This window comes from Cytobacillus sp. NCCP-133, from assembly GCF_026011715.1.
Taxonomy (GTDB): Bacteria; Bacillota; Bacilli; order Bacillales; family Cytobacillaceae; genus Cytobacillus.
In genome coordinates this window covers 23,714-49,581 of the sequence record NZ_BRVM01000004.1, presented here as the reverse complement: position 1 = coordinate 49,581, position 25,868 = coordinate 23,714, and the positions used below count along the sequence as shown (strand labels likewise).

Annotated in this window: 23 protein-coding genes and 1 pseudogene; 19 read left to right on the top strand and 5 right to left on the bottom strand. The window is 42.0% G+C overall.

Going from position 1 to position 25,868, the window contains the following annotated elements; all coding sequences use genetic code 11:
- The first annotated feature begins 42 nt into the window (after positions 1-42).
- From recA to NCCP133_RS07255, 9 genes are all read left to right on the top strand, one after another.
- Positions 43-1,083 carry a recombinase RecA gene (recA, locus tag NCCP133_RS07295; RefSeq protein WP_264804269.1) on the top strand — a complete coding sequence of 347 codons (1,041 nt, stop codon included), beginning with the start codon at positions 43-45 and terminating at the stop codon, positions 1,081-1,083.
- 611 nt (positions 1,084-1,694) lie between these two features.
- Entirely contained in the window at positions 1,695-3,257 is a 1,563-nt protein-coding gene (gene rny, locus NCCP133_RS07290; RefSeq protein WP_264804405.1) for a ribonuclease Y, read from the top strand.
- Between the two features lie 262 nt (positions 3,258-3,519).
- Entirely contained in the window at positions 3,520-4,317 is a 798-nt protein-coding gene (locus tag NCCP133_RS07285; protein WP_264804268.1) for a TIGR00282 family metallophosphoesterase, read from the top strand.
- A gap of 499 nt (positions 4,318-4,816) precedes the next feature.
- Complete coding sequence (spoVS, locus tag NCCP133_RS07280) at positions 4,817-5,077, top strand: stage V sporulation protein SpoVS (protein ID WP_009330666.1); 261 nt, start codon at positions 4,817-4,819, stop codon at positions 5,075-5,077.
- A gap of 368 nt (positions 5,078-5,445) precedes the next feature.
- The gene (locus NCCP133_RS07275) at positions 5,446-6,369 is read left to right on the top strand and encodes a dipeptidase (protein ID WP_264804267.1); all 924 of its coding nucleotides are present in this window, start codon (positions 5,446-5,448) and stop codon (positions 6,367-6,369) included.
- Positions 6,370-6,669: 300 nt separating this feature from the next.
- Entirely contained in the window at positions 6,670-8,406 is a 1,737-nt protein-coding gene (locus NCCP133_RS07270) for a 2-oxoacid:acceptor oxidoreductase subunit alpha (protein WP_264804266.1), read from the top strand.
- Positions 8,407-9,273: a 2-oxoacid:ferredoxin oxidoreductase subunit beta gene (locus tag NCCP133_RS07265; RefSeq protein WP_264804265.1), complete on the top strand. Its 867-nt coding sequence runs from the start codon at positions 8,407-8,409 to the stop codon at positions 9,271-9,273.
- Positions 9,274-9,746: 473 nt separating this feature from the next.
- The gene (gene miaB, locus NCCP133_RS07260) at positions 9,747-11,291 is read left to right on the top strand and encodes a tRNA (N6-isopentenyl adenosine(37)-C2)-methylthiotransferase MiaB (protein WP_264804264.1); all 1,545 of its coding nucleotides are present in this window, start codon (positions 9,747-9,749) and stop codon (positions 11,289-11,291) included.
- Positions 11,292-11,293: 2 nt separating this feature from the next.
- Positions 11,294-11,719: a RicAFT regulatory complex protein RicA family protein gene (locus NCCP133_RS07255; protein ID WP_264804263.1), complete on the top strand. Its 426-nt coding sequence runs from the start codon at positions 11,294-11,296 to the stop codon at positions 11,717-11,719.
- Positions 11,720-11,820: 101 nt separating this feature from the next.
- On the opposite strand, the gene NCCP133_RS07250 is transcribed toward NCCP133_RS07255, so the two are convergent.
- The 3 genes from NCCP133_RS07250 to NCCP133_RS07240 are packed head-to-tail and all read right to left on the bottom strand — an operon-like array spanning position 11,821 to position 12,944.
- Positions 11,821-12,171 (bottom strand): hypothetical protein, encoded by a 351-nt coding sequence (locus tag NCCP133_RS07250; protein WP_264804262.1) that lies wholly within the window; start codon positions 12,169-12,171, stop codon positions 11,821-11,823.
- Between the two features lie 59 nt (positions 12,172-12,230).
- Positions 12,231-12,524, bottom strand: a complete 294-nt coding sequence (locus tag NCCP133_RS07245) for a hypothetical protein (RefSeq protein WP_264804261.1) — start codon at positions 12,522-12,524, stop codon at positions 12,231-12,233.
- Between the two features lie 45 nt (positions 12,525-12,569).
- On the bottom strand, positions 12,570-12,944 hold the full coding sequence (locus NCCP133_RS07240; RefSeq protein WP_264804260.1) for a hypothetical protein: 375 nt from the start codon (positions 12,942-12,944) through the stop codon (positions 12,570-12,572).
- A gap of 349 nt (positions 12,945-13,293) precedes the next feature.
- Between NCCP133_RS07240 and NCCP133_RS07235 the strand changes: the two genes are divergently transcribed.
- From NCCP133_RS07235 to mutL, 6 genes and pseudogenes are all read left to right on the top strand, one after another.
- Complete coding sequence (locus NCCP133_RS07235; protein WP_264804404.1) at positions 13,294-13,842, top strand: outer spore coat protein CotE; 549 nt, start codon at positions 13,294-13,296, stop codon at positions 13,840-13,842.
- Positions 13,843-14,002: 160 nt separating this feature from the next.
- Positions 14,003-14,317 (top strand): annotated as a pseudogene (locus NCCP133_RS21930) (VOC family protein); the annotation flags it as partial.
- A gap of 342 nt (positions 14,318-14,659) precedes the next feature.
- The gene (locus NCCP133_RS07230) at positions 14,660-15,052 is read left to right on the top strand and encodes a VOC family protein (RefSeq protein ID WP_264804403.1); all 393 of its coding nucleotides are present in this window, start codon (positions 14,660-14,662) and stop codon (positions 15,050-15,052) included.
- A 125-nt stretch (positions 15,053-15,177) separates the two neighbouring features.
- On the top strand, positions 15,178-15,795 hold the full coding sequence (locus NCCP133_RS07225; protein ID WP_264804259.1) for a PH domain-containing protein: 618 nt from the start codon (positions 15,178-15,180) through the stop codon (positions 15,793-15,795).
- 163 nt (positions 15,796-15,958) lie between these two features.
- A complete protein-coding gene (mutS, locus tag NCCP133_RS07220; RefSeq protein WP_264804258.1) occupies positions 15,959-18,577 on the top strand; it encodes a DNA mismatch repair protein MutS in 2,619 nt (872 codons plus the stop codon).
- Positions 18,578-18,593: 16 nt separating this feature from the next.
- Complete coding sequence (mutL, locus tag NCCP133_RS07215) at positions 18,594-20,549, top strand: DNA mismatch repair endonuclease MutL (RefSeq protein WP_264804257.1); 1,956 nt, start codon at positions 18,594-18,596, stop codon at positions 20,547-20,549.
- A gap of 422 nt (positions 20,550-20,971) precedes the next feature.
- Here mutL and mreBH read toward each other — a convergent pair whose 3' ends face one another.
- The gene (gene mreBH, locus NCCP133_RS07210) at positions 20,972-21,979 is read right to left on the bottom strand and encodes a rod-share determining protein MreBH (RefSeq protein ID WP_264804256.1); all 1,008 of its coding nucleotides are present in this window, start codon (positions 21,977-21,979) and stop codon (positions 20,972-20,974) included.
- Positions 21,980-22,297: 318 nt separating this feature from the next.
- Between mreBH and miaA the strand changes: the two genes are divergently transcribed.
- The 4 genes from miaA to NCCP133_RS07190 all read left to right on the top strand — a co-directional run bounded on the left by miaA (position 22,298) and on the right by NCCP133_RS07190 (position 25,210).
- Complete coding sequence (gene miaA, locus NCCP133_RS07205; protein WP_264804255.1) at positions 22,298-23,260, top strand: tRNA (adenosine(37)-N6)-dimethylallyltransferase MiaA; 963 nt, start codon at positions 22,298-22,300, stop codon at positions 23,258-23,260.
- Between the two features lie 27 nt (positions 23,261-23,287).
- Entirely contained in the window at positions 23,288-23,521 is a 234-nt protein-coding gene (hfq, locus tag NCCP133_RS07200) for an RNA chaperone Hfq (protein ID WP_264804254.1), read from the top strand.
- A 396-nt stretch (positions 23,522-23,917) separates the two neighbouring features.
- Positions 23,918-24,868 (top strand): stage V sporulation protein K, encoded by a 951-nt coding sequence (spoVK, locus tag NCCP133_RS07195; RefSeq protein ID WP_264804253.1) that lies wholly within the window; start codon positions 23,918-23,920, stop codon positions 24,866-24,868.
- Between the two features lie 108 nt (positions 24,869-24,976).
- Positions 24,977-25,210 (top strand): glutaredoxin family protein, encoded by a 234-nt coding sequence (locus NCCP133_RS07190; RefSeq protein WP_264804252.1) that lies wholly within the window; start codon positions 24,977-24,979, stop codon positions 25,208-25,210.
- Positions 25,211-25,461: 251 nt separating this feature from the next.
- Here NCCP133_RS07190 and NCCP133_RS07185 read toward each other — a convergent pair.
- On the bottom strand, positions 25,462-25,868 hold a 407-nt coding region (locus NCCP133_RS07185), incomplete at its 5' end, for a trimeric intracellular cation channel family protein (RefSeq protein ID WP_264804251.1).

The following is a 25,868-nucleotide window of genomic DNA, read 5'->3' as shown; positions in this document are numbered from 1 at the left end:
TTGCAAAAGATAGATTCGTCTATATAAAAGGAGGAACTATTAGTGAGTGATCGTCAAGCAGCACTTGAAATGGCGTTAAAACAAATAGAAAAGCAATTTGGTAAAGGTTCAATCATGAAGCTCGGTGAACAAACGGACCGCAAAATTTCTACTGCTCCAAGCGGATCCCTTGCTCTTGATGCAGCTCTTGGGGTAGGCGGCTATCCACGAGGCCGTATTATTGAAATCTATGGACCTGAAAGTTCAGGTAAAACAACTGTAGCTCTGCATGCAATCGCGGAGGTTCAGGCAGGCGGCGGACAAGCAGCATTCATTGATGCTGAACATGCTTTGGATCCTGTTTATGCACAAAATTTAGGCGTAAATATTGACGAGCTTCTTCTTTCCCAGCCAGATACAGGTGAGCAGGCTCTTGAAATTGCTGAAGCGCTTGTGCGAAGCGGAGCAGTTGATATTCTAGTAATTGACTCTGTTGCAGCCCTTGTGCCAAAGGCTGAAATTGAAGGGGAAATGGGAGATTCCCATGTTGGTTTGCAGGCTCGTTTAATGTCCCAGGCGCTTCGGAAACTATCGGGTGCAATCAACAAGTCTAAAACAATTGCCATTTTCATTAACCAGATTCGTGAAAAAGTCGGCGTTATGTTCGGTAACCCTGAAACAACACCTGGCGGACGCGCATTGAAATTCTATTCATCTGTTCGTTTAGAAGTTCGCCGTGCTGAGACGTTAAAGCAAGGCAATGAAATGGTCGGAAATAAAACAAAGATTAAGGTTGTTAAAAATAAAGTTGCTCCTCCGTTCCGTGTAGCTGAAGTAGATATCATGTATGGTGAGGGAATCTCCAAAGAAGGCGAAATTATCGACCTTGGTTCTGAACTGGACATCGTCCAAAAAAGCGGTTCATGGTATTCGTATAATGAAGAGCGCCTTGGCCAGGGCCGTGAAAATGCCAAGGTATTCCTGAAAGAAAACCCTGATATCCGCCTTACTATTCAAAAGCAAATCCGTGAACACTATGGTCTTGATGAGGAAAAAGTGATAAACGGAGACGAAGGTCAGGATGAATTTGAGCTAATCGACTAATACAAAGAGAAAAGCAAAGCCACCAAAGGCTTTGCTTTTTGTATAGCAATTAAAAGTGTATGATTCTAGCAGGAAAATTACCTTTTGTTAAGATTGTTTAATTTAGCCGATTCAGTAATGCTGTGAGAAGCTTATTACATATTTGGCACGTGCTGATTGGAGCGGAAAGCGAGTGACTGCAGCGAAAATCGACACCTCCGCAAACAGTCGTTTACTATTTTTAAACACAAATTCTTTTAACAAAGTGTAGAAGCAATTATCTGAAGAGTTCAAATCAATCAAAATATTAAGAAAAGCCTTCAGGACAACCCCTTGACAATAAAATTCCTCAGCTTTACAATTAAACATGTATATTTTATATTTTACTATGTGAGGAATTTTTTCTGAGTTAGACTTTTGTCCGGCTCAAGGTTCCATCGGCAGAACTTATAAGGTATTCGCTCCGGTACGGAAGCGGGAAATTTATGCTTGCAGCCGATCGGGAACCCCAGTGTTTTTTAAAGAATAAAACGTTTAAAAGCCTTAGTGCTGTATATTGAATTGGACAATGTACATGCCGACACTTTGAAAAACGTAACACAAACAAGTTCATAGCAAGAGGAGGTGAAATGATGGATTTTTTAACAGCAATCATCTCCATTTTGCTTGGCCTAATCGTCGGTGCTTTTGTTGGCTATTTTGTTCGCAAATCCATTGCCGAAGCTAAAATCGCAGGAGCTAAAGATGCTGCTGAGCAGATTTTGGAAGACGCAAAGCGGGAGGCAGAGGCTATTAAGAAAGAAGCCTTGCTTGAAGCGAAGGATGAAATTCACAAGCTTCGCACAGATGCGGAAAGTGAAATTCGTGATCGAAGAAATGAACTGCAAAAACAAGAAAATCGTTTAATGCAAAAAGAAGAGAATCTTGATCGCAAAGATGAAACGTTAGATAAACGTGAAGCACTTTTAGAAAAGAGGGACGATTCTCTTAGCAAAAGACAACAGCATATTGAAGAGATGGAAAGCAAAGTGGACGAGATGGTTAAAGAACAACAAGCTGAGCTCGAACGTATCTCAGGCTTAACTCGTGAAGAGGCAAAGTCCATCATTTTAGAGCGCACGGAGCAGGAAGTGGCTCACGAAGTCGCTATTATGGTAAAAGAGAGCGAGATTAGAGCGAAAGAGGACGCAGATAAGAAAGCGAGAGAAATCTTGTCACTGGCTATCCAAAGATGTGCAGCTGACCATGTTGCAGAAACGACGGTTTCAGTTGTCAACCTGCCAAATGATGAGATGAAAGGGCGCATTATTGGCCGTGAGGGCCGCAATATCAGAACTCTTGAAACTCTTACTGGAATTGATCTCATTATCGATGATACACCGGAAGCGGTTATTTTATCCGGTTTTGATCCGATACGACGTGAGACAGCCCGCTTAGCTTTAGACAAACTGGTTCAGGACGGACGCATTCATCCTGCACGGATTGAGGAAATGGTTGATAAAGCCCGCCGTGAAGTGGATGAGCATATCCGTGAAATAGGTGAACAGACAACTTTCGAGGTTGGTGTCCATGGTCTGCATCCAGATTTGATCAAAATCCTTGGCCGTTTAAAATTCCGTACAAGCTATGGCCAGAATGTATTAAAGCATTCAATGGAAGTGGCACAGCTTTCAGGCTTGCTGGCTGCGGAATTGGGACAAGACGAGATATTGGCCCGCCGTGCAGGATTGCTTCATGATATCGGTAAAGCAATTGACCACGAAGTAGAAGGAAGCCATGTTGAGATCGGTGTGGAACTTGCCACTAAGTATAAGGAACATCCTGTTGTCATCAACAGTATCGCTTCCCACCATGGCGACACAGAACCAACATCGATCATTTCCGTACTTGTCGCTGCAGCAGATGCTTTATCGGCAGCAAGACCCGGAGCTAGAAGAGAGACACTTGAAAACTATATTCGCCGTCTTGAAAAGCTTGAAGAGATTTCCGAGTCCTATGATGGTGTTGAAAAATCATTCGCTATTCAAGCAGGACGCGAAATTCGCATTATGGTTAAACCTGAACAAATTGATGATCTTGAAGCTCATCGTTTGGCCAGGGATATCCGCAAGAAGATTGAAGAAGAGCTTGATTATCCAGGCCATATTAAAGTCACGGTTATCCGTGAAACAAGGGCTGTTGAATATGCAAAATAAAGCGATGCACATGCATCGCTTTATCTCTTTTTAGAGGGTGTGTTTGCATAAGGCGGGCGGAATCTGTGTTAAACTTATAGGAAAGAGATAAGAGGCATGCATTTGCGTGACTTTTTACATATAAAAGTTTGGCTAAAAGCCAATTTTGTTTTTAGCATTATGTTGATTGGAGTGGAAGCCCGCTGTCCGCTAAGTGTCTTGAGCAAAATCAACATATAAGTTTAGCAAAGCCATTAATTTTAAAAGCAGAAAGGGTAATGATATGAATATTTTGTTTGTCGGAGATGTTGTAGGCTCCCTGGGACGCGACACGATTCGTGAATATGTTCCAAAACTGAAAGAAAAATACCGTCCGCAAATCACTATCATTAACGGGGAAAATGCGGCAGGTGGAAAAGGAATTAATGAAAAGATTTATCGCGGGTTTTTGGAAGCTGGCGCACAAGCAGTCACTCTTGGAAACCATACGTGGGATAACAAGGAGATTTTCGAATTTATCGACCGTGCCAAATATATGGTGCGTCCGGCGAATTTCCCTTCCAATAATCCCGGAAAGGGGATTGTTTATTTAAAATACAATGCACAGGAAGTGGCGGTCATTAGCCTTCAGGGCAGAACATTTATGAATCCAAGTGATTGCCCTTTCCAAAAGGCGGATCAGCTAATAAAAGAAGCCAGGGAACGGACTCCGTTTATATTTGTCGATTTCCATGCGGAAGCAACAAGTGAAAAGCAGGCAATGGGCTGGCACCTGGACGGCAAGGTTTCTGCAGTAGTGGGCACGCACACACATGTACAGACAGCTGATAACCGAATTCTGCCTGGCGGGACAGCGTTCATGTCTGATGTAGGCATGACAGGCCCTTATGATGGCATTCTGGGTGTTGAAAAAGAAGCTGTTCTTAAACGATTTATAACTGGATTGCCGGTCCGCTTTGAAGTCCCTAAGGAAGGCAGGACCCAGCTAAGCGCAGCACTGATTGAGCTGAATCCAAAAACGGGATTAGCCAAAAAAATCGACCGGATTTTAATTAATGATGATCATCCTTTTTATTCATAAGACCTTTACTGCATTCGAAATTACCCGGATGCAGTTTTTTATTTAGAGGGGATTCGAAAGCAGCTGATGCAAAGTTGTCTGGAGAAATAAGTTACAAATTTAAAAAGTGAAACGTTTTAGCGCGGATTGGTCCATAAATGATGAGGTGGTCTAATACAAAATCCCAATACTATAATGAATTTCTCAGTGACAGTGATCTGTATGTGATTAACTTCCTCAAAAGGTGCGAGCTAGCGCAAAAAACGAATAAAATAAAAATAAGTGAGAATCTTTGATTTTTTTGTCCGAGCCGGAATATGTGATTTTGATACTGAATATAGTAGCAATGGAATGATATATATACCTGATGCTGAAATTCCATCAAAGCAGTCTTGTGTAAGCCCGAAAAGAAAGGTGAGAGTTTAAGGCCTTGTAGGAAGGGTTTCAAGCCAGCTGGAGGGCAGCCGGTGCTTTGAGCAAGGCATTCATTAGGGGTAGGTAAAACGAGGAGGAGCTAGGAATGGAAATATTAAAAGTTTCGGCAAAATCTAATCCTAATTCTGTAGCTGGTGCGCTTGCTGGAGTTCTTCGCGAAAGAGGGAATGCAGAGATCCAGGCCATTGGTGCGGGTGCATTGAACCAGGCTGTTAAGGCAGTAGCGATCGCAAGAGGATTCGTAGCGCCTAGCGGAGTGGACTTAATTTGTATCCCGGCATTCACGGATATTCTGATTGACGGCGAAGAACGGACGGCAATCAAACTGATTGTTGAACCAAGGTAGCGAAAACGGCGAAATTAGGACTCATCCATTGCCATATGCATAAAAAGTATTGGTTACATTTCAGTCAAAGATCATAAAACCTGTTTGCGGCAATAGGCAAACAGGTTCTTTTTTTAAGGCTTTTTTCGTAAAGTATGTTGCTTTACAATAACTTAGTTGAATTTGCTGAGTTGATTAGAGGAAGATTATTCAATGTCCTGCGGGAGGAGCGGGAGACCCCATGGCTCAGAGCGGCGGGGAGCTCTGTCCCTCCCCGCGGAAAGCAAGTGCCCCGTGCTGAAATCAACGGGCTAAATTAATAAGCAAAAACAACAATCTATGAGAAAAGAGCCTTTTTTAATAAGATAAGGAAAAGGGGGAGATGTCTGATGAAAATTTTTGATGCGCATTGTGACGTTTTATATAAGATGTTTATGGATAGAAAGATCAATTTTGCAGATTCAGGCAAGCTGCAAGTTAATCTGGAAGGGCTAGAAGCATCTCAACTAAAGGTCCAGTGCTTTGCCATTTATGTTCCTGAAACGGTTCATCCTGAAATGAAGTTTAGTGCTGCATTGTATATGGCCGACCTGTTTTATGGAAAAGTGATGAAACCTCATCCGCAATTAAAGCTTATTTTGAGCCGCCAGGATATCAGCCGGCTGAAAGAGGATGAAATAGGTGCAGTGCTGACACTGGAAGGGTGTGATGCAATTGGCTGCGATCTCCTTAAGTTAAAAACACTTCTCAGGCTTGGTGTATCTTCAGTTGGCTTGACCTGGAACTACGGAAACTGTGCCGCAGACGGAGTGCTGGAAAAAAGGGGTGCGGGGCTATCCTCTTTTGGCAAACAAGTGGTCTCTGTCTTGAACGATGCAGGTGCATGGTGCGATGTATCCCATCTATCTGAACGAGGTTTTTGGGACGTGATGGAATGGAGCGACAATCCCTTTGCCTCCCATTCGAATTGCTACTCCCTCTGTCCACATCCACGCAATTTGTCAAATGAGCAGATTCAAGCTCTGATTGATAGGGATAGTGTTACCGGGATTACGTTTGTAAATGAATTTTTATCCGGCAAACAAACTGCCACTGTTACAGATATACTGAGGCACCTCGAGCATGTATGTTCACTGGGCGGAGAGAACCATGTCGGCTTTGGTTCAGATTTTGACGGTACAGATGGAAGAGTAGCAGGGCTGGAGAATGCAAGAAAATACGATTATCTGCTGAATGAACTCACAAAATATTATTCTGATATACAGGCTGAAAAGTTTTTATTTAGGAATTTTTATAACCGCTTTCCAAGGTGATAATAGTAAAAAAAACGATATGTCAGTGGTTTGAAAAGCAAGGTTCAATCCTTGGAAAGACAATCTATTTATTATTTTTCTAAAAATAAAAAAATATTCATCTTTTAGCCAATAAATATTTAGAAAGGGTTGCTTTTTTAGACGCATAGGTCTAGAATTGAAAGCGTTTAGTACCCATCCATCCTCCGAAAAATAGCCTTAAAGCAGAGTGAAACCAACGGATTGACTGGACAAGTACTACACTTATTTTAATGAACCGTTTTTACATAATTTCTTAACGTATCTAAAGGGGTGTAAGACATGATCAATCAACTTTCATGGAAAGTTGGAGGACAGCAAGGGGAAGGTATTGAAAGTACCGGGGAAATTTTTTCCATTGCATTAAATCGTTTAGGCTATTACCTGTACGGTTACCGCCACTTTTCATCACGCATTAAAGGCGGGCACACGAATAATAAAATTCGCGTAAGCACGTCACAAATTCGCTCAATTTCTGACGATTTAGATATTCTGGTAGCATTTGACCAAGAGACAATTGAATTGAACTACAAAGAACTTCATGATAAAGGGATCATGATTGCAGACGCAAAGTTTAATCCTAAACAGCCAGAAGATACGGAAGCATCTTTATATGCGGTTCCATTTACAGAGATTGCTACGGAACTGGGAACATCCCTAATGAAAAACATGGTTGCTGTGGGTGCAACTTGTGCAGTGCTAAACTTAGATATTAAGGTGTTTGAAGAAGTTGTACAAGAGATTTTTGGTCGCAAAGGACAGCAGGTTGTAGACAAGAACATGGAAGCAATCCAGGCTGGTTTTGACTTCATGAAAGAAAAGCTTAGCGATGACACTGAATTAATGGAGCTTGAAAAAGCGGATGGCATGAAGCGATTATTCATGATTGGAAACGATGCGATCGCTCTTGGAGCACTTGCAGGAGGATGCCGTTTCATGGCAGCATATCCAATCACACCTGCATCCGAAATCATGGAATATTTAATTAAAAAGCTTCCAGCGCTTGGCGGATCTGTTATCCAGACAGAAGACGAAATCGCTGCAGCTACTATGGCTATTGGTGCCAACTATGCGGGAGTTCGTGCTATTACAGCATCTGCAGGTCCTGGACTTTCTCTTAAAATGGAAGCAATCGGCCTTTCAGGCATTACCGAAACTCCGCTTGTAATTGTAGATACTCAGCGTGGAGGCCCTTCAACAGGACTTCCTACTAAACAGGAACAATCAGACTTAATGGCAATGATTTATGGTACTCATGGTGAGATTCCCAAAATCGTTCTTGCGCCAAGTACTGTACAGGAAGCATTCTATGATACTGCTGAAGCATTCAACCTTGCTGAGGAATATCAGTGCCCTGTTATTGTTCTTACAGACTTGCAGCTTTCTCTAGGAAAGCAAACAGTAGAGCCGCTTGATTTCAGCAAAGTGGAAATCCGCCGCGGAAAGCTTGCAACAGAAGAGCTTCCTGAAATTGAAAACAAAGGCTACTTCAAGCGCTTTGAAGTTACTGAAGATGGAGTTTCTCCTCGTGTAATCCCTGGTATGAAGAACGGGATCCACCATGTGACTGGTGTTGAGCATGATGAGACTGGAAAACCTTCAGAATCAGCTGCTAATCGTAACGCGCAAATGGATAAGCGTTTCCGTAAAGTTGAAAACGTTAAATTCAATACACCTGTTCACAAGTATGCTCCTCATGAAGAAGCAGACTTGTTAATCGTAGGATTTAACTCAACTCGCGGCGCTATTGAAGAAGCGATGGGCCGCTTGGAAAACGATGGCGTTAAAGTTAACCATGCACAAGTTCGTTTGATTCATCCTTTCCCAACTGATGAATTATTGCCGCTTGTGAAATCTGCTAAGAAAATTGCTGTAGTTGAAAACAATGCTACAGGGCAATTAGCGAATATCATGAAGATGAACGTCGGACATGCTGAGAAAGTTCACAAGCTATTAAAGTACGACGGAAATCCATTCTTGCCACATGAAATTCACACAAAATGCAAGGAGTTGTTCTAAATGGCCACGTTTAAAGATTTTAGAAATAATGTTAAACCAAACTGGTGCCCAGGCTGTGGGGACTTCTCCGTGCAGGCGGCGATTCAGCGTGCGGCTGCGAATGTTGGTTTAGAGCCTGAGAACTTAGCGGTTGTTTCAGGTATCGGATGTTCCGGACGTATTTCCGGCTACATCAATTCATACGGCTTCCACGGCATCCATGGACGTTCATTGCCGATCGCCCAAGGTGTTAAAATGGCTAACCGAGATTTAACTGTTATCGCTTCCGGCGGTGATGGGGATGGATTCGCAATCGGTATGGGCCATACGATCCATGCGATCCGCCGTAATGTAAATATTACTTATATCGTTATGGATAACCAGATCTATGGTTTAACAAAAGGTCAAACTTCTCCGCGTTCTGCGGCTGGTTTCAAAACAAAGTCAACACCTCTAGGTTCTATTGAACAGGCTATTTCACCAATGGAAATGGCTTTGACTGCAGGTGCGACTTTCGTTGCGCAAAGCTTTTCAACAGACTTGAAGGATTTGACAGCATTAATCGAAGCAGGAATCCAGCATGATGGATTCTCTTTAATCAACGTATTCAGCCCATGTGTTACTTATAACAAAGTAAACACTTATGACTGGTTCAAAGAGAACCTTACTAAATTAAGTGACATCGAAGGCTATGACAAATCCAACCGCGAATTGGCTATGCAGACGCTTATGAAGCACGACGGTCTTGTAACAGGTTTAATCTATCAGAATACTGAGCGCAAATCTTATCAGGAATTGCTTTCAGGATATTCTGAAACTCCTTTATCAAAAGCAGATCTTAACCTTGATCAAGCTCATTTTGATAAACTTGCAGCTGAATTTATGTAATAAAAAAGAAGGCCGGGACTCCCGGGCTTCTTTTTTTGAGGTAGATGTGAATGGATTAGGGAATAAAAATTCAAACTGGGGAAATGAATGCCGAATTTGAGGATAACCAGTGCGTAAATAAGGAAGGGTATACAAAGACCAGAAATAAATCTTAAAAATGGAGGAAAAGCATTCAGCGGAAACGAAATTGGGGCCTATTCCAAGGAGACAGACATTTGATTGTGACACTTATCACACACAAAAAGTTTTATTTTGTTTAGTATTAGTATTTGTGCAGGATTAAAAATAACCCTTATCGTACATACAAGTAATAGCTGCCTGATGAGTGGCAGGATTCGGTTTTCTATTGTTTTAACTCGGTGAAAGCCTTATACTATAATAATGTGCACAGATTTATAGGCACACTTCTACTTACAGCCAAATCAAGCTAAAATGATAGATGCTTACTTAGAAGAAGTAGAAAGGGGATAAAAATGAACGAAAAACAACGTATAGAAAGTCAGCAAGTGCAAACGGCAAATCCTTCGGACAAAAAATCCGCCAAAGATTACAGCAAATATTTTGAAACTGTTTATACGGCTCCTTCATTAAAAGAAGCGAAAAAACGCGGCAAAGAAGAAGTGAAGTACCATAAAGATTTTGATATTCCAGAAGAATTCCATGGCATGGGCAAAGGCCGCAAGTTTTATATCCGCACATATGGCTGCCAAATGAATGAACATGATACTGAAGTTATAGCAGGTATCTTTCTTGGCCTTGGATATGAACCAACAGATGCTGTTGAAGATGCTAATGTCATTTTGCTTAACACTTGTGCCATCCGTGAAAATGCCGAAAATAAAGTATTTGGCGAACTTGGTCATCTAAAACATTTGAAAAAAGAAAATCCGGATCTTCTTCTAGGTGTTTGCGGATGCATGTCCCAGGAAGAATCTGTTGTAAACAAGATTCTTAAAACCTATAACCAGGTTGACATGATTTTTGGAACACACAACATCCATCGGCTTCCGAACATTCTTCAAGAGGCCTATATGTCCAAAGAAATGGTAATTGAAGTATGGTCAAAGGAAGGCGATGTCATTGAGAACCTTCCAAAGGTGCGCCGCGGCAATATAAAAGCATGGGTAAACATTATGTACGGCTGCGATAAGTTTTGTACGTATTGCATCGTGCCTTATACTCGCGGTAAAGAAAGAAGCCGCCGTCCTGAAGACATTATACAGGAAGTGCGCCAATTGGCAGCACAAGGCTATCAGGAAATTACCCTTCTTGGTCAAAACGTAAACGCTTATGGAAAAGATTTTGAGGGTATGAAATACGGTCTTGGCGATTTAATGGATGAAATCCGCAAAATCGATATCCCGCGTGTCCGCTTTACAACAAGCCATCCTCGCGATTTTGATGGTCATCTGATTGAAGTGCTTGCAAAAGGCGGCAACCTTGTCGAGCACATCCATCTGCCTGTACAATCAGGTTCAACTGATATACTAAAAATCATGGCACGCAAATATACAAGAGAGCAATATTTAGAGCTTGTCCGCAAAATCAAGGTTTCGATTCCTGAAGCGACTTTTACTACTGACATCATTGTCGGCTATCCGAATGAAACAGAAGAGCAATTTGAAGAAACATTATCACTGTATCGTGAGGTAGGATTCGAGGCTGCTTATACGTTCATTTATTCACCGCGTGAAGGTACACCAGCTGCCAAAATGGTAGATAATGTGCCGATGGAAGTAAAGAAGGAGCGTCTCCAGCGCCTGAATGCTCTTGTGAATGAGTTTTCAGCAGAAGCGATGAAAAAATATCAAGGACAGACTGTTGAAGTTCTTGTTGAAGGGGAAAGCAAGAACAATCCTGATATTCTTGCCGGGTATACAAGAAAGAACAAATTGGTTAACTTCAAAGGTCCAAAGACTGCCATAGGCAAGATTGTTAGAGTAAAAGTGACAGACGCAAAAACATGGTCACTAAACGGAGAAATGGTTGAAGAACGAGACGCGGTAGAGGTGAAATAATAATGGCTAAGTATACAAAAGACGATATTGTAGAGCGTGCGAAAGAATTGGCGCGCATGATTGCCGAAACAGAAGAAGTAGACTTCTTCAAACGAGCAGAAGCGCAGATTAACGGAAACGAAAAAGTAAGTGCAACCATTACAGCGATTAAAGGATTGCAAAAACAGGCAGTAAATCTTCAGCATTACGGTAAAGCGGAAGCTTTGAAGAAAACGGAAGATAAAATTGCTTCATTGGAACAGCAGCTGGATGAAATTCCAGTTGTACAGGAATTTAAACAGTCTCAAATCGATGTAAATGAGCTGCTTCAAATTGTCGCAAATGCAATTTCGAATACTGTCACAGACGAAGTCATAACATCTACTGGCGGCAACCTGCTAAGCGGGGAAACAGGCTCAAAGATTAAAAACAGCAGCTGTTCCCACTGATCAAAGGCATAGAAACACCCTGAACAAAGGTTCAGGGTGTTTTTTACGTTCTATATAAAGGGAGGAAAAATCAATGGGCCTGGGTTGTGGGGGGAGGCCGCTTATTGGTTTCGCAATAATTCAACTGCCTTTAAAAATTCTTTTCGATATTCCTGCTGCTCAGCAAGAGCAGTATTCAGCGTTGATAAAAGAGATTGATTTAGCATTTTTGTTCCAATATCGTCTGATTCTTTGTCCAAAAAGTTTAGGAGAAAAGTATAAACGAGAAGCAATGTTGAGTAGTTATCTACATATGTGAGGTTGATAGCCCGTCCGCCTGTACCGCCAGCGGCATGATTGTTGATCGATGGTATTCCGGCTTCTGCCGCAGCAGCAATGAGCTCCTCTGGAATACCCAGCTGCTTTAGGACCTCTGGGTCAAGATCAAGCTTTTGAATGTAATTATTCAGCATGGTACTCCCTCCCTTCTTTCTGGACATTGATGATTCTGCATAGAAAATAGTCATTCTATTTACGCTTTGTTGCTTTGCTGCTGAGTAGTACCGTTAACAGCAATGGATGTTGAATCGCCGCCGTTAGCAATGTTGTATTGAGCTGAAAGTATAGGAATGTTAATTAGCGCGGCGTTAACGGCAAATCCGCCAACAGAAATTGGCAGCTGGCCATTAAAGCTTGTTTGCGGCAGGTTCGCCTGAGCTGCAAAAGTGAAGGCTTCAGCTTCGTCACCGCTATCAGTTCCATTTACATTATCGCCAAAAGGCAAGATGCTGTTGTTTTCATTTTCTTCATAACATCTGGATAGCATGGATATCACCTCCTCCATTGAATTGAACTGGGTTTTGTTTATCAGCTAAGAATCCTTTTTCGTTAAGTTTGAGAGATCCATATCTAAAAGTGTTTTCCCATTCACAGAAAGTTTTACCTGCTTATAATCCTCGGATGTTTCTACAACAGGCAGCAGATCTTTTAGCGAAGGTATTATATTGCCGATCCCGGAGGAATTTTTCGTATAGAGCCCTTCCAGGTTCTTTATATGTTTCAGAGAGTCCTTAAGGCTTTCTCTTAACTCATCTGACTGGAATTTTCCCAGGCCTTTGGAGTACAAACCGCCTAAGGAGTCTGAGAGCTTGGCTATCATTTTTTCTGCATATTCTTTTGCTTCTTCTCCTGTAAGTTCTTTGCCATTGATAGAAACATTATAATTGGAGTTCTCTTTCTCTGCCATTCCTGTTCACCTCCTTCTCGTTCATTTCATTATATGGATAAATGAGCCAAGCTGTATCCGCAAATGTAAGAGGACAAACGTGCAATTTTTAAATATATACCTAAAGGACTTGAGAATGGCAATCTTTTGTGTGGGCATTTGCCTCATTTATAAGAGGAAATGAGGGAATCCAAGCTTTAGAGCCAGTTAAGGCTTTCCATGAAAATGCATAAACCGGAACATTCGCCCGCCCCCGGCATACTATAAATCATGCCAATACTTTTGCCTAACATTCATCAAAAATTATCGCACACTAGTCTAATATCCCGCATAGGATGAATTGAAAATGAATGAGGAGGGTTCGCTCGCAATGGGAGATTACAGAGAGATTATTACGAAAGCAGTCGTTGCGAAAGGACGTAAATTTACACAGTCCAATCATACGATCTGCCCATCACACCATCCGTCAAGCATTCTTGGCTGCTGGATCATAAACCATACGTACGAGGCGAAAAAGGTTGGAAAAACAGTAGAAATCTGCGGCCGTTATGACATTAACGTTTGGTACTCTTTCAACAATAATACAAAAACTGAAGTAGTAACCGAACGGGTTGAGTATAAAGATGTCATTAAGTTAAAATACCGTGATCCGGACTGTTTGGATGACCATGATGTCATTGCCCGCGTACTGCAGCAGCCAAATTGCTGTGAAGCGGTCATTTCCCCAAACGGAAACAAAATTATTGTCTCGGTTGAAAGGGAGTTCATGGTTGAGGTAATCGGTGAAACAAAGGTTTGTATAGCCGTTTATCCAGATAAATGCGACTGTGATGACGACGACGTTTGGGGCCTTGACGTAGAAGATGAAGAATTCGAGGATCTAAATCCTGATTTCTTAGTTGGAACCGAAGAAGAGTAAATGTAAACTAGGAGGTTTTGCTTCCTAGTTTTTCTTTTTGTATAAAAACCGGCCAGTTTTCAAGCGAATTAACGATGGATTGTTCAGCCTTTAGTCTGAATTCATCTTATGAGTCTCTCCTTAAAATGGAGATATAGAAAACGCGAAGGAGAGGACAAAGATGAAAATAGTTCAGCTGAATGTAAAATGCCATAATTTAGAGCGAATGAAGGATTTTTATACAAACGTGCTCGAGATGGAGTTAATTTCGGAATCGGAACAATTTTTTATCATCATGGCCGGCACGACTAAAATCCTTTTTGAAAAGGATGATAGCTTGCCTTTTTATCATGTATGTTTCCGTACAAACGCAGATTTCTACGATTATATGTTTCAAAAACTTGGCAAGGAAAGTGTGCTGCTGCCAAATGAAAATGGGGAGTACAGTATGTTTTGGAAGGGGAAACAGGCCTACTTTGCAGATCCGGATGGAAATATCATTGAAATGCTGGAACGGCCTCTTGAAGGCGGAGGCAAAAACCGTTTTGGCTGGCATGATGTGGGTGAAATCGGAATGCCTGTACAGGATGTAGCCCGCATGGAAGAAGAACTGGATGTCTATTTGAAAAATGAACAGATAGATTCCAGTGAGACATTCGCTTTTTATGGGGACACGAAGGGAGTGTTTGTACTCGTTAAGGAAGGCCGCCACTGGAATCCCACTGAAAGGCCTGCCGTAATTTTTCCTATTAAAATAGTTGCCTCTGGAGACAGAGAAGCTTATTTTAAGCATGAACATTATCCATATGAAATAATTATCAGAAGTGAATGGCCAGGAGTGGTGCCAGCCGTCCAATTTCGCATTGCCCGGCCCACAAACCAGCTGGATAAGCTAATTGACTTTTACGAAAAGGGTCTGGGCCTGAAACGGGTCGGGGAATTTTGGCAGCATGAAAGCTATGATGGCATTATGCTGGGCATGCCAGACCGCCAATATCATCTGGAATTCACACAATCGGAAGAAAAAATGGAGCTTCCTGATCCCACAAAAGAACATTTATTAGTTTTTTATGTTGCGAACCGATATGAACGGGATGAAATTGCCAATCGGCTTTTTGCCATGGGGTATGGACCGACGGAACCTGAAAATCCTTACTGGGGCAGGGGAGGAGTAACGATAGAAGATCCGGATGGCTGGCGGATCGTTTTGATGAATACAGCAGGGATTTAAAGAAAGGCTTCGATTTTTGAAGGCTTTTTCCAAGCTTAAATTTATGTCTCAAATATAAATAGCTTAAGCTGCCATTTCCTTAAAATAGCAAAGTATTAAATTGACTGATGAAAGGTTGAGGATCTATGTTTAAAAAAGTGGCTTCTGATGTATTAGGCCTGAGTGATGTAGGAAGCGTCATCCAGCCGGCAGATTATGATAAAGTAGATGCGGATGATTATGTGCTGCATGAAGATAATGAAAAGATTTATTTTCTGATTAAATCAAAATCGGATGAATATTGCTTTACAAATAAGGCGCTTATTCATTTGGATGGAAGGAGTGCAGTCAGCAAAAAGCGCACACTGAGACGCTATAGCTACAAGGAGCATAGCATTTCAAACGTTATACTTGAAACTGCAGGTACAGTAGACTTGGATATTGAAATTAAGTTTGTGATTGGTTCTGAAGCTTTTTCAATTGATGTACATAAAAAGCATATTGAAGAATTGAAAGATTTATATAAAGCCTTAATCCGCATCTCCGAAATTTGCCGTGAAAATGAAGTCTCTATGGAATATGCTGAAAAAAGCTTGAATCTCGCTTCCAGAACACTGGGTCGATCCGCTTCCAGCCAGGATTCAAATGTTGTGGATAACTTCCGCGTACTAAATGAAACAGCCTTCAATTGGCTGATGAATAGTCGCAAGAAGTACAATGTAAAAGATTTCGGCTATGTTTTTGAAAAATATATTAATACCTAAGATTGATAAGCAGCTCTCTGAAGGGGGAGCTGTTTTGTTTTACCCCAAAATTTGCACGTCTGAGCTATGAAATAATCTATGCTATAATAGAAGGGACGTTTTCAAGGGCAATCTTTGATGACAGGCTTAGAAAATAATAGATTATGGATTGTTGGAGGAAGTTATGGCAGCAGCATACACGCCTATGATACAGCAATATTTACGGGTAAAGGCAGAATATCAGGATGCCTTTTTATTTTTTCGCCTTGGCGATTTTTATGAAATGTTTTTTGATGATGCGCTTAAGGCATCACAGGAGCTTGAGATTACTTTAACCAGCCGGGAAGGCGGCACGGAAGAACGAATTCCTATGTGCGGTGTGCCGTATCATTCAGCCCCGGTCTATATTGAACAATTAATTGAAAAAGGCTTTAAAGTGGCCATCTGTGAGCAGACAGAGGACCCCAAACAGGCAAAAGGCGTCGTAAAGCGGGAAGTGGTACAGCTCATCACGCCTGGAACGATGATGGAAGGCAAGGGCCTTCAGGAAAAAGAAAATAACTATATTGCCTCGATTTCTGTTTTTGAAGATGAAACATTTGGTTTTGCCACCAATGATTTGTCGACAGGTGAAACAAAGGTAACGATGCTGAGCGGCAGTTTTGATGAAGCCTTGAATGAGCTTTCCTTGTCAGGGGCAAAGGAAGTGGTCCTTCCCTCGGATTTCAGCGGTGACTGGCAGCGTATAATGAAAGAGCGTACCGTCATGGCTATTTCAATTGAGGATGATTGCGAGATACGGGATTCTTTCAAAGAACTTCTCACTGAATTAAATCAGGATAAGCATAGAATTACCTCTGCCCGATTAATTAACTATCTGTATCGGACTCAGAAAAGAAGCCTTGATCATCTTCAAAAAGTAGCAACCTATCAAATTAACCAATATATGAAGATTGATTACTTTTCGAAAAAGAACCTTGAGCTTACAGAAACCATTCGCAGCAAAGGCAAGAAAGGTTCACTCCTTTGGCTTCTGGATGAAACAAAGACGGCCATGGGGGGACGGCTTTTAAAGCAATGGATTGACAGGCCGCTCATTGATGCAAATGAAATCGAGCGCCGTCATTCCCTTGTAGAAACATTAATCGGCTATTACTTTGAACGCGAAGAGATTCGCGAGAAGCTGAAAGAAGTCTACGATTTGGAGCGCCTTGCGGGAAGAGTGGCGTTTGGTAATGTGAATGCACGTGATTTGGTGCAGCTTAAGAGATCCCTGCAGCAGATACCGATTTTAAAAGAAATGGTCAGAGTTCTTCCAAATGAAGAAGCTGTGAAACTTGCGGAGAGGCTTGATGCCTGTGAAGAAGTCACGGATACTCTTGAAAATGCCATTATGGAAAACCCGCCGCTTTCATTGAAAGATGGCAATATTATTAAGGACGGCTATCACGCGGAGTTGGATAAATTCCGAGACGCCAGCCGAAACGGAAAAACCTGGATTGCCCAGCTTGAGAAACAGGAGCGGGAAAAAACAGGCATCAAATCCTTGAAAATCGGCTATAACCGCGTGTTTGGCTATTATATCGAAGTAACACGCGCCAACTTGCACCTTTTAAAAGAAGGGCAGTATGAACGAAAACAAACGCTGACAAATGCGGAAAGATTTATCACACCTGAGCTGAAGGATAAAGAAGCCTTAATCCTTGAAGCACAGGAAAAATGTGTCGAGCTTGAGTATGATCTTTTTACCAATGTCCGAGAGTATGTAAAAGAATATATTCCGAGATTGCAAAAGCTCGCTAAAACCGTGAGCGAATTGGATGTACTTCAGTGCTTTGCCGCTGTCAGTGAGCAAAGGCATTATATAAAGCCTGTTTTTTCAGATGAAAGGCGAGTGTATATGAAAGACGGCCGCCATCCTGTAGTCGAGAAAGTTATGAATGCACAGGAATATGTGCCGAATGACTGCTACATGGATGCCGACCGTGAAATGCTCCTGATTACGGGGCCAAATATGTCCGGTAAAAGTACGTATATGCGCCAAATTGCATTGACAGCGATTTTAGCGCAAATCGGCTGTTATGTGCCTGCCTCTGAAGCAGTCCTGCCGATTTTTGATCAAGTATTTACCCGTATCGGGGCTGCAGATGATCTTATATCCGGCCAAAGTACGTTCATGGTTGAGATGCTTGAGGCCCGAAATGCAATTGTGAATGCTACTCAAAATAGCTTGATTCTTTTTGATGAGATCGGCCGTGGTACATCAACTTATGATGGCATGGCGCTGGCACAGGCCATTATTGAGTACATCCATAACCGGATTGGTGCGAAGACTTTATTTTCAACACACTATCATGAATTGACCGTGCTGGAAGAAGAGCTGCCAAAATTGAAAAACGTCCATGTCAGCGCGGTTGAGCAAAATGGCAGGGTCGTATTTCTTCATAAAATTAAAGAAGGAGCAGCTGACAAGAGTTATGGGATTCATGTGGCCCAGCTTGCAGAACTTCCGAATGAGCTGATTATAAGAGCAAATGAAATTTTAATAGGGCTGGAGTCTAAAGATTCTGTTTCAGACAATGTTCCGCAGCAGGAAACACCTGCTCATGCAGCTCAGAAAGCAGCAGATTCTGCTGCTCAGCTATCCTTTTTTGAAGAGCCGGGTGAAGAGGTTAAGAAAGCCTCGATGAGCTCTAAGGAAAAGAAGATCATTGATAAAGTAAAAGGGCTTGATATCCTTGATATGACGCCAATGCAGGCATTGAATACGCTCTATGAGCTGCATAAAAAATTAAAGAATTAAAGCAGGGGGTGACGAGATGGGGAAAATCATTCAGCTCGATGATTCACTTTCGAATAAAATAGCTGCAGGTGAGGTGGTTGAGCGGCCTGCATCGGTTGTAAAGGAATTAATGGAAAACTCGATTGATGCCGGAAGCACGATTATTGAAATAGAAGTGGAAGAGGCGGGACTGGCAAAGATCCGCATCATCGACAACGGCGACGGAATCGAAGAAGACGATGTCCTCAACGCTTTTCATCGCCATGCCACCAGTAAGATAAAAGACGAAAATGACCTTTTCCGCATACGCACGCTCGGATTCCGCGGTGAGGCATTGCCGAGTATCGCATCCGTTTCCAGAATTGAGATGAAAACATCAACAGGGGAAGCCGGCACTAGACTTGTCATTGAAGGCGGAAAAACGGAAGTGGTAGAAAAGGCGCCCGGCAGAAAAGGGACCGATTTGACCGTAACAGATTTATTTTTCAACACGCCTGCCCGCCTGAAATATATGAAGACGATCCATACAGAGCTCGGCAATATTACGGATGTAGTCAACCGCTTGGCGCTTGCCCATCCGGAGGTAGCCATCCGCCTGATTCATAATGACCGCAAGCTCCTGCAAACGAATGGAAACGGTGATGTCCGGCAAGTGCTTGCAGCGATTTATGGACTGAATATCGTAAAAAAGATGGTACCGTTTGAAGCAAACTCGCTTGATTTTAACATTAGCGGGTATGCAGCGTTGCCTGAGATTACGAGGGCTTCACGCAACTATATTTCAACCATGATCAATGGCCGCTTTATCAAGAATTATTCTCTGGCAAAGGCCATTCAGGAAGGGTATCATACACTTTTGCCGATTGGCCGCTATCCAATCGTTCTATTGAATATTAAAATGGACCCGCTGCTTGTTGACGTTAATGTCCACCCATCTAAAATGGAAGTGCGCCTGAGCAAGGAGCATGAGTTGAATGAGCTGGTTTCAGGCGCTTTAAAGGCGGCGTTTAAAAAGGAAGAGTTAATTCCAGCCGGTTTAACACAGCCGAAAAGCATGAAGCCGAAGTCTGAGCAGACTGCTCTCGACCTGGATCATCTGCAGGAGAGGGAAAAGCTGAAACCAGCCGTACCTTCCTATGTACGCGAAACACGGGAGGAAGATGTTCAGAATAACGCACCATTGAGTTATTCTTTTGAACCAGGATTACCAGCTTCAGCCCAGCAAAGCCATTTTTCTGCTGAACCGGCTGTTCGAGATCCTGTTTCGGTTCAGGGAACTACGACGGAGGAATTTGTTTCTCAAGCTGAAGAGCGTCCGAATGAGGATCAGCATTTGTTTGAGAAAGAAGAGCCAAGAGCTGCAGGCCTTGACATGCTTTATGCCGAGCGTGAAGAACAGCAGGGACCATCTAGGGTTCCGCCGCTTTATCCAATTGGTCAAATGCATGGGACGTATATTTTTGCCCAAAATGATAGAGGATTATATATCATCGATCAGCATGCTGCCCAGGAACGAATTAAATATGAGTATTTTAGGGAAAAAGTTGGCCAGGTTGAAAGCGAATTGCAGGAGATGCTTCTGCCGATGACGTTTGAATACTCAACAGATGATTATATTAAAATCAACGAATATAAAGATGAACTTGAAAAAGTAGGGGTTTTTCTTGAAGCCTTTGGCCACAACAGCTTCATTGTCCGCTCCCATCCCCAATGGCTGCCAAAAGGCGAGGAGCAGGAAATCATTGAGGACATGATTGAGCAGCTTTTAGCAATGAAGCGAGTCGATATTAAAAAGCTGCGCGAAGAAGCGGCTATCATGATGAGCTGCAAAGCTTCCATCAAAGCGAACCATCATCTGCGCAATGATGAAATCCAGGCGCTGCTCGATGAATTGCGGAGGTCATCGGATCCGTTCACATGCCCGCATGGTCGGCCAATTATTATTCATTATTCCACTTATGAAATGGAGAAAATGTTTAAGAGGGTTATGTAGGAAAGAGGAAGAAACGCTAAACCTTGAAGGGGTTTGGCGTTTTTATTGTGTTTGTTATTATATAGACAATAATATTATTATGTAAACTAATCAGCGAGAAGTTGATTGGTTTCTGAAATTAGTGACGAAAACGGGTGAGTAGAGGATAAAGGTAGTAGATAAGGGGAATTAACGACGAAATAGGAAGAGGCGGGTGCAAAGGGAAGATAATCCGAGCGATTCACGACGAAATGAGGGAGAGTCAGAGGCAAACGGATGTTAACCAGAGGGAACCTCATCCCTAAGCGGCAGCGAGAGGGCGGAAAATCATTTAATCGGAAAGATAAGGATTAATTTAATTCAACAGTGAAGTACCAGCGACTCTACTCAAATAAATGAAAAAAACATCCATTCCGAAAAATGGATGCTTTTATTCGATCATCTTATCTCACAGCAGTGTGCAGCTTATCAATAAATTTCAATGCTTTTCCTGTACCGATTGCTACGGATTCAAGCGGGCTTGGCGCAAGATGTACTGGTACAACGATCTCTTGTGACAGCCAGTCCTGCATGCCATTTAATAGGGCGCCGCCGCCTGAAAGGATCACCCCGCGGTCGACGATGTCACCGCTTAGTTCAGCAGGGCTGTCTTCTAAGGTAGCACGAATCGCTTCAAGGATGTGAAGAAGCGATTCCTTGATTGCATCACGAATTTCATAGGATGACAATGTTATAGTCTTTGGAAGGCCAGTTACTAAGTCACGGCCGCGTACTTCCATCGTCAATTCTTCATGGTCGATTAATGCATACCCGATTTCCATTTTGATGTGTTCTGCTGTTCTTTCCCCGATCAGAACATTGTATTCTTTGCGGACATGCTGAATGATGTCATCATCCAATCTGTCGCCGCCAACCCGAATGGAGTGGCATGCAACAACACCGCCGAATGAGATGATGGCTACTTCAGTTGAACCGCCGCCTATATCGACAACAACGTTTGCTACTGGTTCGTCAACAGGCATGCCAGCACCGATTGCAGCTGCAACAGGTTCTTCAATTAAATGAACTTTTTTCGCACCCGCATTACGTACCGCATCATGGATGGCTCTTCTTTCAACGCTTGTAGAACCTGATGGTGTACAAACTACGACATTTGGCTTTCTAATTGCGAATCCGACTTTTTTTGAAGCTTTTCTCATTACTTGGCGCAGCATTTCCGTCGTTGTATCATAATCGGCAATAACGCCGTCTTTAAGAGGACGAATGGCAACGATGCGGCCTGGTGTCTTTCCGATCATTTCTTTCGCTTCTTTACCGACAGCTAACACTTTTTTCGTATCTGTATCAATTGCTACGACAGATGGTTCATTTAAAATAATGCCTTTTGTTTTGCTGTATACAAGGATATTAGCAGTCCCTAAATCAATTCCAATTTCAGAAGTATTTATCATAAAATTATTCACCCAATTCTCATTTATATTGTCACAATATAACCTTCTAATAAATTAACATGAATATGGGGGCCAAGCTTAAGTTGTTATCAAATCGTTAAAAAAATGTAATACTTTATGAAAATTTTAGGGAACTTGTCGAATAGGAAGGGAGAAATCTGTTTATACTGCTTAAATGTTCTGTTTTATGAAGATGGGAAGATAAGACCTGAAACATTTTACTGCTTTATGGTAGGATTATAAAGTGAAGCTTCCACATGGGAAGCTGCTGCCCGTTTCATGCGGGATAAATAGAACGGCAGTAAAGGCAGTGAACAGATGAGTGAAAAAGAAAAGGTTGTAGTGCTGATTGGCCCTACAGCAGTCGGGAAAACGAAATTAAGCATTCTTCTTGCCAAAAAGTATAATGCTGAAATTATCAGCGGTGATTCCATGCAGATTTATAAGTGTATGGACATCGGGACCGCAAAGATAAAAAAAGAAGAAATGGAAAACATTCCGCATCATCTGATTGATATCAGAAATCCGGAAGATCCTTTTTCGGTTGCCGAATTTCAGGAGATGGTCCGCAGCAAAGTCTCTGAAATCACATCAAAAGGCAAGCTTCCGATGATTGTAGGGGGCACAGGATTGTATATCCAGTCCGTCATTTACGATTACCAGTTTTCAGAGACTCCATCAGATGAAGAGTTCAGAAATATACTGGAAAGACGCGCAGAACAGGAAGGCAATGGGGCGCTATATAAAGAACTAACGGACATTGATCCGGCTAGCGCTGAAAATATCCATCCACACAATGTCCGCCGAGTCATCCGTGCACTGGAAATTTACCATTGCACAGGCAAAACGATGTCCGAATACCAGAAAAATCAGAGTCCTGAGCTTCTTTATGATACAGCATTGATTGGTTTGGCAATGGACCGGGAGAAATTATATGAACGTATAAATCTTCGTGTTGATATCATGATGGAAGAAGGGCTTATAGAAGAAGTGAAATCCTTATTTGATCAGGAGTTAAAGGATTGCCAATCCATCCAGGCCATTGGGTATAAAGAGCTTTATGAATACTTCAATGGGCGTGTATCTCTTGAAGACGCTATAGGAAATCTGAAGCAAAATTCAAGAAGATTTGCAAAAAGGCAGCTAACCTGGTTTCGAAATAAGATGAATGTGGAATGGTTTGATATGTCCAATACAGCCGACCCGAATGAGTTTGAAAAAAAATTCGCGGAAATTTCTGCTCATATTGAAGGAAAGCTGAAAATAAAATCGAATACATAATGATAGAGATAAAAGAGGAGGATTATTATGAAATCAGCAATCAATATTCAGGATCAGGTTCTTAACCAGCTACGCAAAGACAACACAAATTGTACTGTTTTCTTGTTAAATGGATTCCAAATTAGAGGCTGTATTAAAGGCTTTGATAATTTTACTGTTCTTTTTGAATCTGAAGGCAAGCAGCAGCTTGTTTATAAGCATGCCATTTCTACCTTCGTACCTTCCCGAAATATTCAGCTGGATTTGGATAGCCAGCAATAAATAAAAGTTCTAATAAAGGAAGCCCGCTCCGATTGAGCGGGTTATTTTTATTTTCTAATAAGCACAACTAAGCACAACGAAAGGCAAAAATCTTTAATGAAATCATGATAGCTTGAATACATATAGATATGGGAAAGATTCTGCTTTTGAAAGGGCGGCTTCATTTTCCTTTTTTCCGCATGAACAACTAACCCTTTCTAGGCCTTCCTAACGGATATTTCACTTTATTTCTCGGGAAACCGCATGAAGCGACACTTTTTTATCATCTGCTGCTGTAAAGAGCGGAAATTTGTCGTTGATTAGCCTTTAAACTGTGTTCAAGCGGTATCATATAGGCTTTTGTCACAACGATTACTTCTATGCGTATACTGTGCTAAGAATGTGAGGTGATAGCTTTTGGAACAGCCGATTCGCTTAAAAAATAACGGACAGATCAGCATCGTGCTTAATTCACAAAAGCGAAAAACATACACAAAAGAACTTCCAGAATCCAAAGTGGTTCCAAAGGCCATTCCGCCTGAGCATGCAGCCCTGAAGGAAATTGAAGAAGAACTTGGCGCTCTTGTAGGAATGGATGAGATGAAAAAAATGATCAAGGAGATTTATGCCTGGATCTATGTAAATAAAAAGCGTGAAGAAGCCGGGCTAAAAGCAGGGAAGCAAGCGCTTCATATGATGTTTAAAGGGAATCCGGGCACTGGCAAAACAACGGTTGCCCGATTAATCGGCAAGCTTTTTCAAAAAATGAACGTATTATCGAAAGGACATTTGATTGAAGCGGAGCGTGCCGACCTTGTCGGGGAATATATTGGCCATACAGCCCAAAAGACAAGAGACCTTGTAAAAAAGTCGATAGGGGGAATCCTTTTCATAGATGAAGCCTATTCGCTTGGCCGGGGAGGGGAAAAGGACTTCGGTAAAGAAGCGATCGACACACTCGTGAAACATATGGAAGACCGCCAGCACGAATTCATTCTGATTCTGGCAGGATATTCAAGAGAAATGGATTATTTCCTTACCCTGAATCCAGGTCTCCACTCCCGCTTTCCGCTGGTAGTTGATTTTCCGGATTACTCAATAGACCAGCTCATGGAAATCGGCAAGCGGATGCTGAAAGAGCGGGAATATACATTAAGCCATGAGTCTGAAAAGAAGCTGAGAGAACACTTATACTATGTAAAGAATAACTTAAGTCCAAATAGTTTCTCGAATGGACGGTATATCAGGAATATAATAGAAAAGTCAATCCGGGTACAGGCCATGCGCCTGCTCATGCAAAACAGCTATGATAAGCACGATTTAATGACCATCAGAAGCAATGATTTAGTGTTTGATGAAGAAGTTTAGAGGAACTTTATAAAGTAAAAAGACAGTGTCAGTCAGTGTTGACATTGTTTTTTTACTAAGTTAAAATACCTATATAGGTATAAAATAAAAATCGAGAGGATGGTATACATGAATGATATTACTGTTTATACGACTAACACATGTCCTTACTGTACAATGGTAAAGAACTTTCTGGATCAGCAAGGGTTAGAGTACAAAGAGGTAAATGTACAAAATGATCAGAGTGAGGCGCAAAAGCTGGTTGAAACAACTGGCCAGATGGGTGTGCCGCAGATTCATGTTAATGGCAAATGGGTATTAGGGTTTGACCCTAACAGCATCATGGCGAATGTTAACCAATAATTTTGGGATTGAACTGTTCACAAGCATGCCCACGCAATTATGTAGACACTCCGGATGAATTTAATTTTACAAAAGAAAATATATAGGAAGCAGGCGGTAAAATCCAGGGTGAACCAAGTGATTCGTTTGGGAAGGGCGGACGGCTTATTTTGCAGCTCCTGAACAAAATTTATGGGAATTCGCCTGGAATTCAGAATCCGACTTTGACGATCGTGTAGCGATGTTTTCTTCTAATAGACAAAAGCATCGGTCTAGACCGATGCTTTTGTTCCCAGGCTTTTAACCGGGAGCTTCCATTTGTATGTGTAAGATAAGACCCTTAGCGCGGTAATCATGATAAACAGTGTATACAGCTCAAATGAAGAAACGGCGATTCCAAGGCCAATTGCTGCACCGCAAAGGATCGCCCAAACAGCATAGATTTCTGCCCGCAAAACGAGCGGCTTTCTGCGGGCAAGCAAATCACGGATGATTCCGCCGCCGCTTCCTGTTAATACAGCAGCTACAATAACTGCACTTAAAGGATGGCTCATTTCAGTTGCGTATACAGCACCTTGAATTGCAAATGCGGATAACCCGATTGCATCAGTGAAATTGCCCCATTTTTGCCAGTGTCTAAGCAAGTTGTTTGGGAAAAGCATTACTGCTGTGATGGACA